We start from the raw sequence: 7,104 nt of genomic DNA on the forward strand, positions 1-7,104 counted from the left end.
TTAATATTTCTAGGAACGAAGTGACGACAAAATACCCACCCTTCAAAATCATTATCCCCTCTCTATAGGCTCATTATGTCTTCTTTTAAGGTTTACATAAACTTGATTAAGTATAATAAACTTCAAGAAGTATAATATTTTTGAGCATAGGTATAAAAACTTTATAGTACTTTCTATAAAATAAATTAAAGAAAAAAGCGAGGAATTTTTAATATGTGTGGAATTGTAGGATTTGTTGGAGAAGCAAATGGAGTTAAATTTTTAATCGATGGACTTAGCAGCCTTGAGTATCGTGGATACGACTCAGCTGGTATTGCTGGTGTTGTTAATGGAGAAGCTAGCGTTACTAAGTCTGTAGGTCGTATTAAAAATCTAGAAGCCCTAATCCCTGAAGGACTTCACCTAGAATTAGGTATTGGTCATACACGTTGGGCTACTCACGGTGGAGTTAACACAACTAACTCTCACCCTCACCAAAGCTTCAACAAACGTTTTATTTTAGTTCACAATGGAGTTATCGAAAACTTCCAAGAACTTAAAGAAAGATTTTTCAAAGGTGTAGAACTTGTTTCTGAAACTGATACTGAAGTTATCGTTCAATTAGTACAAGTTTATAGCGATCGTGGGCTTAACACTAAAGAAGCTTTCAAAAAAGCTGTATCTAAACTTCAAGGTTCTTATGCCCTTTGTTTAATCGATACAGAAGATAAAGACACATTATATGTTGCAAAAAATAAAAGTCCACTTCTTATCGGACTAGGAGAAGAAAATAAAAACTATGTTGGTAGTGATGCTTTAGCAATGATTAAGTACACTAACAACTTCTTAGAAATCAACGATGGTGAGTTTGTTATCGTGAAGAAAGATAGCGTAACTATCGAAGATAAAGAAGGTAATGTTGTAGAGCGTGAAAGTTTCTCAACTAACTTAAATGCTGGGGAAATCGATAAAGGTATCCACGAGCATTACATGATTAAAGAAATTCACGAACAAGTAGGAGCTATGCGTAATATCATCTCTCACTACTTCGATGGACATGATATTAATATTGATAGCGAAATTATTAACAACGTAAAAGATGCAGATAGACTATACATCATCGGATGTGGTACAAGTTACAACGCTGGTCTAGTAGGAAGAAACTACTTCGAAAAATGGGCTGGTATTCCTACAGAAGTACACTTAGCATCAGAATTTGCTTACAATGTACCATTATTATCTAAAAAACCAATGTTCATCTTCCTTTCTCAATCAGGAGAAACAGCTGATTTACGTGCAGTACTTACAAAATTACGTAGTGTAAATGCAGATTACAAATTCTTAGTACTTACTAACGTTGATGCTTCAACCCTATCTCGCGAATGTGATTATACATTATTACTTCACGCAGGTGTTGAAATCGCCGTTGCATCTACTAAAGCATATACTGCTCAAATCGCAACACTAAGCATACTAGCTTACGAAGTAGCTAAACAACTTTCAAGACAACCTAAATTTGATATCGAGCAAGAATTATCAGTAATTACTTCTGCAATCGAATCAATCTTAGATGATACAAAAACTATCAAAGACTTAGCTAAAAACTTATTCACAGAGCGCAATGCATTCTATATCGGACGCGGAATCGACTACTATAGTGCATGTGAAGCAGCTTTAAAACTTAAAGAGGTTTCTTACATTCAAACAGAAGGATTTGCCGGGGGAGAATTAAAACACGGTACAATCGCTCTTATCGAAGAAAGAACACCTGTAGTAGCTCTTATCACAAGTGCTAAACTAGACTTAAATACACGCAGTAACGTAAGTGAAGTAGCTAGCCGTGGTGCTAATACTCTAATCATTACATTAGAAAAATTAGCTCGTAAAGGTGACTACGCAATCCCTAACGTAAACGAAGATCTTGCTCCAATCGCAAGTATCGTAGTTACACAATTATTCGCATACTACGCAGCTTACACTAAAGGACTAGATGTGGATAAACCACGTAACTTAGCTAAATCAGTAACAGTAGAATAATTTTAAAAACACAATATTTGAGCAGCTCGGAAAATTATTTCTGAGCTGCTTTCATCTATTTTTTTTAAGAAGTTAAGCCTTTTCTCTTTACAACTTAGAGACTTCAGTTTATAATAAACGTATAAATAATAAATTTAATTATCTTCGGGGCAGGGTGAAATTCCCGACCGGCGGTCAAAGTCCGCGAGCGCAAGCTGATTTGGTGAAATTCCAAAACCGACAGTACAGTCTGGATGATAGAAGATATAGAATAAATAAACTTACACATGCAGTCTATTACGTATGTATTTTCGTTGTACCGCTTATAGTGTAACGCTTATTTTTCATACCTTTCAGTCCCGCTTTAAAATTTTTAAAGTGGTGTTTTTTATATCTAACGTAGATTTAGAATAACACCTTTTTAAGAATAGTATTGCGGCTATTTTATTGCCTATGAAGATAGGAAAGAGGTTTTAAATGTATAAAAAAAATGTTCACTCACTAGTTTTGAGTGGTATGCTTGCAGTTATTGCTCTACTTCTATCTTTTTTTAGTTTTGCTGTGCCATTCTTGCCACCATTTCTAAAATTTGATTTTACGTTCATCCCGCTATTCATGGCGTTGTTATTATTAGGATATAAAGATGCACTTTTAGTGTCATTCTTAAAAAACTTCCTACACTTTGCTTTATTATCACATGAACCAATCGGATCAATCGCTAATATCGTAGTAGAATTCACTTTTATCAGTATCATTGTTCTTTTCTATAAAAAAGGTACTGCTAAAACTATTATTGGTGGAATCTTAGGAACACTAGCAATAACAGTATTCATGTCACTTCTTAACTACTTCGTATTACTTCCAGCTTATGGATATATTATGAACTTAGCAGACATCGTGACTAACGTGAAAACAATCGTAGCGGCTGGTATTGTACCATTCAATCTACTTAAAGGTGCTTTAGTAACATTCTTATTCTTCGTTACTAAGAGTGTTTACAAATCAATACCAACTAGTATTCGTAGCCGTTTCGCATAATAATAGATAATAATTAATTTAACCATGAAAAATCCTCCATTACATCACCTTACTGTAATGGAGGATTTCTTTTTTTAAAATTTCCTAGGAAATACTTTTTAAAATCTGTTCTGTTACTTATTCAACAATTCATCCAATTTTTCTGAATGTGATACTTCTTCTACATTCGTATCTTTCTCACTTATCACCGTATCAATATTTAACTTCTCATCATTATTCACTATTAGACGTGCGTAAATCTTCTCTCCAACATTTCTTATACTCTCATAATCAATCTTGTAATCTTTAATTTTTGCTTTTGCTGTGAATGCAAGTTTATCTTTTTCTAAAATTATTTTTTCGTAAAAACCACGTGCATCAGCAGTCTTCACGACTCTAACAATCTCCTTATATTTAGGATTATTTTTCATATAAATAACGCCACCAATTGCCGCAATAAAAGTTATCGCTCCGAATATTTTCTTTCTCATTTAACACTTCCTCCTTTTTCATCAACCAATTGGAGATTCTTAAACTCTCTTATTAGTAAACTTTTTAGTTAACTTTTATATTATAACTTTTTAGCCATTTTTTCAATAGTTTTTTTCAATTATTATAGTAATATCATCTTTTTGACACAGTTATTATAAAATAAAATATCGGTCTAAACCTTAATTTATAGGGAATGTATTCGCAATCTATAATATTTTTCTGTAATAGAATAATTATTAGTGTGTTTTAGTACAAAAAGTGCTATAATATAGTTGATTATACTATTTTGAGAGGTAATAAAATGAGTAAAGCTATTTTAGTAATGACATATGGAACACCTGAAGAATATACATTCGAAGGTATAGCAAAATTTTTCACAAACATTAGAAGAGGAGTTCGCCCTAACGACGAAGAAATCAATCTACTTTTAAAAAATTATCTTCGCATTGATGGTTCTCCCCTTCAGGAGATAACACTCAAAGAAGTTGAACTTTTAAGGGAATCTGTAAAAGATGAATATAAAGTATACTTTGCCAATAAATTTTCTTCACCTTATATCCCTGATATAATTTCAAAAATGGAAGATGATGGTATAGAAGAATGTATTTGTTTAATTCTTGAACCACATTATTCATTCTACTCTATTATGGGTTACGAAAGATTTATTAAGAGTGATAAAATTAAATTTAATATAATTAAATCTTGGTACAAAGAAGAGAAGTTAATTGAATTCTGGGCAGATGAAATTAAAAAAATTATTACTGAAAAAGTAAAAGAAGATAGCTATAAAGTAGTTTTCTCTGCACACAGCGTACCTGAAATAGCTTTAAAATATAATGATCCATACGTAGATCAAATCTTTGATATGACAAAACTTATAGCCGAAAAAATAGGTCTTGAAAAAGAAAACTATACGAATACTTGGCAAAGTGAAAGTGATATCGGTATGCCATGGATTAAACCTGATGTTCTTGAATACCTAAGAGATCAAAAAGAACATCCTAAGCATTATATATTTGTTCCACTTAGCTTTATAAGCGAGCACATTGAAGTTCTTTTCGATAATGATGTTGAGTGTCGTGAACTTTGTGAGGAGTTTGGAGTAACTTATCATAGACCACCAATGCCGAACTACGATTCTCGTTTAATTGAGGCTCTTGTGTCAACGATTGAAGCTAATAAAAACAATCCTTTTATTTCACATAATCCAGAGAAGACAACATTTAATGAGATGGATAAACCAAAAGGAGAGATGCCAGACTTCGTTAAAGCAATGTTAGCCAATAAAAAAGATGGCGAAAAACCTGAAATGCCTGACTTCGTTAAAAAAATGCTAGCCAATAAAAAAGACGGCGAAAAGGCGGAGATGCCGGACTTCGTTAAGAAAATGTTAGCTAATAAAAAAGATGGCGAAAAACCTGAAATGCCTGACTTCGTTAAAAAGATGCTAGCTAATAAAGAAAATGAAGAAAATACTAAAACGTCTAATTCAATTATGAAATCATTAGCTAATAAAAAAGACAAAGTTGTTTTAAAAGTACTTAAATCAATCTCAACAATCCTTAACAAAAAATAAATATTAGTAACTCACAGACTCTAATGCGTAATCCATTGGAGTCTTAATTTTTACATAAAAAATATAAAAAATTACTTTGATATTTAACAGTAATTTTAATTAATAAACTTATTAATTTTTTATCATAAATTATCTAATACATTATATAATTTTTAGTTTACATATTAAAATCAAGGTTAATCAGTAATTTTATATTTTTTAAGAATAATAAATTTTATACTATATTTTGTTTTTATCTGTAATTTTTTGTGTTATAATAAAAGTGAAAGTTAAAGGAGGGCTGACTTTATGAAAAAAAATAAAATCACACTAGCTTTATCTAGTATATTACTTTCAATTTCCTTAGCAGGTTGCAGCAGTGGGGATGGGCTTAACCGTTCTGCAAAAGATGGTAAAGAAAACGAAGTAGAAAAAGCAGCTATAAAACTAGTTAAAGCAACAAAAACAGGGGATTACAATCTAATCAGCGCAGATGAATTGAAGAAATCTATAGATAATAAGGAAGATATGATTCTAGTTGATACAATTCCTGCGGATCGATTTGAAAAAACAAAAATTAAAGGTGCAGTTAATGCTGGTCTTCCAAAAGAAATGAAGGATCTAAAACCAGAAGAAAAAGCAGCATTTTTAAAAACTTTAGGGGATAACAAGGATAAAAAAATTGTTGTATACTGCGGTTTTACAGCTTGTGAAAGAAGCCATGTTGGTGCAACATTAGCAAAAGAAGCAGGATATAAAAATGTCTATAGATTCCCGGGCGGAATTGCCGCATGGTTAGATGCAGGAAATAGCATCGATAAATAACATCAAATACTTTGCATTTGTAGATAATTATGAGGATTTACCGCACACTTGCAATATAATTTAACATTTGTAGGTAATTATGAGGATTTACCGTACAAATACCTTAATTAGATAAATTTTTAGAAAAGTTATTTTGTAAGAGAACTTCTTCTAGTTCTGCAAACATGATCAAACATTCCTAATTTTTATCCAAATAACAATTTCGCCCAAAATAAAGAGGCCGCATATTTCAGCGCCTCTTTATTTCTTTTTTCTAAATTTAAATATATCTTTTTTAAATAAAGGTACATTATCAAAATACTCACCTTTATATAGAGGATGACACTTTAACAATCTCTTAACAGTTAGATACGTTCCTAAAAAAAAGCCAAATCTTTTATAACTTTCTAAAGCGTAACTTGAACAAGTTGGAGAAAATCTACATGTTGGTTTTGTATAACGTGATATATATCGTCTATATAGTTTTATTAAAATTATGCACAATCTTGCCATCGATTCTACCCCTTTCGCTCTTTATTTTATCAACTAATAAAGTTTATTTCAAATTTTTAAATTAATAACTATGCCTAACGTTTATATGATATCGATTATCACTTATATTTTTTCACCTCAGGAAACATTGCTAAATCAACATTCTTTTTAGAGAATAATTCTCAATAACTTTTATAAGCTTATTAGCTTTACATGAGAAATTCATGGTGCTATAATTTAATCATAAATTCAAAAATAAAGGAGAGACATCAATATGACACGTACAACAGAATTAAACAAACTTGTTGCTAACTTAACAGTATTATACACAAAATTACACAGCTTCCACTGGTATGTAAAAGGACGTAGCTTCTACACACTACACGAAGTATTTGAAAACTACTATAACTACACAACTGAATCTTTAGATGAAGTTGCTGAAAGATTATTAGCAATTGGAGGTCGTCCAGTTTCTACACTTAAAGGTGCTTTAGAAATCGCAACTATCAAAGAAGCAACTGAACAAGAAACAACTTCTGAAATGGTTGCAGCTGTATTCCACGACTTCGAATTATTAATCAACGATTTAACTCACCTTATGGGTGTAGCTGAAGACGAAGGAGATCAAGGTACTTCAGACTTAGCATTAGGATTGAAAACTCAATTAGAGAAAAATGTTTGGATGCTAAAAGCTTACTTAGCTGATTAATACACAAAAAAACTATTCATTGCAATTATCACAATGAATA

7 protein-coding genes and 1 riboswitch are annotated in these 7,104 nt (G+C 31.5%); of the genes, 5 read left to right on the forward strand and 2 right to left on the reverse strand.

The annotated features are described in order from the left end of the window. The first annotated feature begins 213 nt into the window (after nt 1-213). Both glmS and O3801_RS03975 read left to right on the forward strand, forming a co-directional pair. Nucleotides 214-2,016, forward strand: a complete 1,803-nt coding sequence (gene glmS, locus O3801_RS03970) for a glutamine--fructose-6-phosphate transaminase (isomerizing) (RefSeq protein ID WP_371454126.1) — start codon at nt 214-216, stop codon at nt 2,014-2,016. Nucleotides 2,017-2,152: 136 nt separating this feature from the next. Then, nucleotides 2,153-2,265, forward strand: a riboswitch (FMN riboswitch). Nucleotides 2,266-2,472: 207 nt separating this feature from the next. Next, a complete protein-coding gene (locus O3801_RS03975) occupies nt 2,473-3,033 on the forward strand; it encodes an ECF transporter S component (RefSeq protein WP_371454127.1) in 561 nt (186 codons plus the stop codon). Nucleotides 3,034-3,146: 113 nt separating this feature from the next. On the opposite strand, the gene O3801_RS03980 is transcribed toward O3801_RS03975, so the two are convergent. Continuing rightward, nucleotides 3,147-3,503 carry a DUF1310 family protein gene (locus O3801_RS03980; protein ID WP_316446579.1) on the reverse strand — a complete coding sequence of 119 codons (357 nt, stop codon included), beginning with the start codon at nt 3,501-3,503 and terminating at the stop codon, nt 3,147-3,149. Between the two features lie 302 nt (nt 3,504-3,805). Here O3801_RS03980 and hemH point away from each other — a divergent pair, with 302 nt between their 5' ends. Then, nucleotides 3,806-5,080 (forward strand): ferrochelatase, encoded by a 1,275-nt coding sequence (gene hemH / locus O3801_RS03985; RefSeq protein ID WP_371454128.1) that lies wholly within the window; start codon nt 3,806-3,808, stop codon nt 5,078-5,080. Nucleotides 5,081-5,368: 288 nt separating this feature from the next. Then, nucleotides 5,369-5,884, forward strand: coding sequence for a rhodanese-like domain-containing protein (locus tag O3801_RS03990; RefSeq protein WP_371454129.1), 516 nt, complete (start codon nt 5,369-5,371; stop codon nt 5,882-5,884). 240 nt (nt 5,885-6,124) lie between these two features. Here the strand turns inward: O3801_RS03990 and yidD are convergent, their stop codons facing one another. After that, nucleotides 6,125-6,376 (reverse strand): membrane protein insertion efficiency factor YidD, encoded by a 252-nt coding sequence (yidD, locus tag O3801_RS03995; RefSeq protein ID WP_371454130.1) that lies wholly within the window; start codon nt 6,374-6,376, stop codon nt 6,125-6,127. A 253-nt stretch (nt 6,377-6,629) separates the two neighbouring features. Here yidD and O3801_RS04000 point away from each other — a divergent pair, with 253 nt between their 5' ends. Further along, a complete protein-coding gene (locus O3801_RS04000; protein WP_371454131.1) occupies nt 6,630-7,064 on the forward strand; it encodes a Dps family protein in 435 nt (144 codons plus the stop codon). Nucleotides 7,065-7,104: the final 40 nt, after the last annotated feature.

The organism is Gemella sp. 27098_8_149, assembly GCF_041433745.1.
GTDB lineage: Bacteria > Bacillota > Bacilli > Staphylococcales > Gemellaceae > Gemella.